The organism is Gryllotalpicola sp. CP2-P1 (assembly GCF_057512245.1).
The window spans coordinates 1-2330 of the sequence record NZ_JBLRDT010000291.1 but is presented as its reverse complement, the minus strand read 5'-3'; the positions used below and the strand labels follow the sequence as shown (position 1 = coordinate 2330).

Genomic DNA, 2330 nt, shown 5'->3' with positions numbered 1-2330 from the left:
TCGCCGTCGAGCTGCTCGAACGCGGCGACCACGGTGCCGCGCGCGACACCGAGCTCTGCGGCGAGCGCGCGCGTCGACGGCAGGGCGTCGCCCGCGCGCAGGCGCCCGTCGTGGATCATGGCGCGCACCGACTCGGCGACGCGGGCGCTCTTGCTCGACGCGGGCATGACTGGTCCATTCGCTTTTGCGGAAAGTGGACCCCACACTAGACCAGTCCGATGCCTACCGTGAGGAGCATGACGGATGCCTCACCCAGCCTCACCGTGCGACGCAAGCGCGAACGCCAGACCGACGACCCCGCCGTGCTGGCGCAGATCCTCGCGGAGGGGCACATCGCCCACGTCGGCATGGTGCGCGATGGGCTTCCGATCGTGCTGCCGTACCTCTACGCGGTGGGCGACCTCGGCGACGGGCTCGGCGCGCAGCTGCTGCTGCACGGATCGACCGGCGGCGGCCTCTTCCTCGACGCAGGCGCAGACGGGGTGCCCGTGTCGGCGACGGTCACGCACCTCGACGGGCTCGTCTACGCACGCTCGCTCAACGACAGCTCGGCCAACTACCGCAGCGCGATGATCTTCGGTCGCGCCACGCTGGTGCCGCTCGAGCAGCGCCTCGCGGCGCTCTGGATCGTGGGCGACCACCTCATGCCGGGCCGCCGCGCGGGCGTCCGCGAGATCACCGCCAAGGAGCTTGCCGCGACGACGGTGCTGCGCCTGCCGCTCGACCAGGTCAGCGTCAAGGTACGCTTCCAAGGGGTCGGCGAAGCGCACGACGACGGTGAGGACCACGGCGTGTGGGCCGGCATTCTGCCGCTTTCCGTGCAGGCCGGCGCACCGATCACGGGAGCGGTGACGGATGCCGGCGTGCCGGTTCCCGGCGACGTGAGCGCCCTCGCCGCGGCGCTCGGCGCCCGCGCCGCCGAGCGTCGCGCTGCCCTCGTCGAGAAGCTGGGCGTCACGGTGCGGGGCTGAGGCGGCTCGCCGACCGACGCTAGCTCTGCACCGCCTTCAGCAGCGCTTCGCCGTCGGGAACGCCGAGGCCGGTGCACGCGTCCCACCCGGCGGTGGCCGAATAGGCCCCGTTCATCGTCGGGGAATCGGGCTGCGGCAAGTCCACGCTCGCGCGGATGCTCGTCGGGCTCGACCGGCCCGACAGCGGCACGCTTCTCTACCGCGGGCAGGATGTCACGGCCGGACGCCGCCGCGGCCGCGCCCTGCTGCGCCAGGGTGTCCAGATGATCTTCCAGGACCCGTACACCTCGCTCGACCCGCGCATGACCGTGCTCGACGTGATCGCCGAGCCCATGGCGGCGACGCGCTCGGCCGACGGCGCTGCGCGGCGGCAGCGGGTCGCCGAGCTGCTCGAGCTCGTCGGGCTGCCGCAGGATGCGATCCACCGCTACCCGCACCAGTTCTCGGGCGGCCAGCGGCAGCGCATCGGCATCGCGCGTGCGCTCGCGCTCGACCCCGATGTCCTCGTGTGCGACGAGCCGGTGTCCGCACTCGACGTCTCGGTGCAGGCGCAGGTGATCAACCTGCTCGACGACATCCGCCATCGCCTCGGTGTCAGCATCGTGTTCATCGCCCACGACCTCTCGGTGGTGCGCCACATCGCCGATCGCGTCGCGGTGATGTATCTGGGCCGCATTGCGGAGATCGGTGCGACCGACGAGATCTACGACCGCCCGGCGCACCCCTACACCTCCGCCCTGCTCTCGGCATCCCCGTCGGTGAGCCGATCCGAGCGGGGTCGGCTGGCGCGCCGCAGGATCCTGAACGGCGAGCCCCCATCGCCGGTGGACCCGCCCGCCGGCTGCCGCTTCCACCCGCGGTGCTGGATGGCGACGGAGGCCTGCCGCACCAGCATCCCCGCCCTGCGGACTCCCGGTTCCACCGCGGGCGACGCGGATCAGCGCCTGTCGGCCTGCCACCACGCCGAAGAGACGCTGCTTCGCAGCGCGAGCGGCGTCTGGCCTTCCGCCACCGCCGCTACGTGAGCTTGAGCGTCACCGCGGCGCTCGTCGTGTAGTGGCCGGCCGCGTCGCGGGCGACCGCCGTGACGGCATACGTGCCCTTCGGGAACGAGCCCGTTGCGGCCGTGAGCCGGTAGCTGCCGTCGGACGCCCTGGTGCCGGCGCCGAGGGTCACGCCGGCCGCCCGGAAGATCACATCCGTCAGGCCCACGTTATCGGAGGCGGTGGCCACGAGGGTGACGGTGCCGCTCACGCTCGTGCCCGACGCGGGCGACGAGATCGCGGCCTTCGGAGCCGTGGTGTCTGCCGCCGTCGCCGTGCCCGTGCCCTTCGGAGTGTCGGCACCGGCGATCGACGC

General features: G+C 72.7%; 5 protein-coding genes. 2 read left to right on the top strand and 3 right to left on the bottom strand.

From position 1 onward, the window contains the following. A partial coding sequence (locus tag ACM2XV_RS14410; RefSeq protein WP_487027431.1) for a GntR family transcriptional regulator occupies nucleotides 1-167 on the bottom strand: 167 nt, incomplete at its 3' end. A 51-nt stretch (nucleotides 168-218) separates the two neighbouring features. Between ACM2XV_RS14410 and ACM2XV_RS14405 the strand changes: the two genes are divergently transcribed. Beyond that, nucleotides 219-971, top strand: coding sequence for a pyridoxamine 5'-phosphate oxidase family protein (locus tag ACM2XV_RS14405; RefSeq protein WP_487027430.1), 753 nt, complete (start codon nucleotides 219-221; stop codon nucleotides 969-971). Nucleotides 972-990: 19 nt separating this feature from the next. Here the strand turns inward: ACM2XV_RS14405 and ACM2XV_RS14400 are convergent, their stop codons facing one another. Next, nucleotides 991-1116, bottom strand: coding sequence for a hypothetical protein (locus ACM2XV_RS14400; protein ID WP_487027429.1), 126 nt, complete (start codon nucleotides 1114-1116; stop codon nucleotides 991-993). Between the two features lie 10 nt (nucleotides 1117-1126). Between ACM2XV_RS14400 and ACM2XV_RS14395 the strand changes: the two genes are divergently transcribed. Continuing rightward, a complete protein-coding gene (locus tag ACM2XV_RS14395; protein WP_487027428.1) occupies nucleotides 1127-1996 on the top strand; it encodes an ABC transporter ATP-binding protein in 870 nt (289 codons plus the stop codon). Here the strand turns inward: ACM2XV_RS14395 and ACM2XV_RS14390 are convergent. Continuing rightward, nucleotides 1989-2330 (bottom strand): Ig-like domain-containing protein (locus tag ACM2XV_RS14390; RefSeq protein WP_487027427.1); only part of this gene is annotated, 342 nt, incomplete at its 5' end. The two genes, ACM2XV_RS14395 and ACM2XV_RS14390, sit on opposite strands and share 8 nt — an antisense overlap.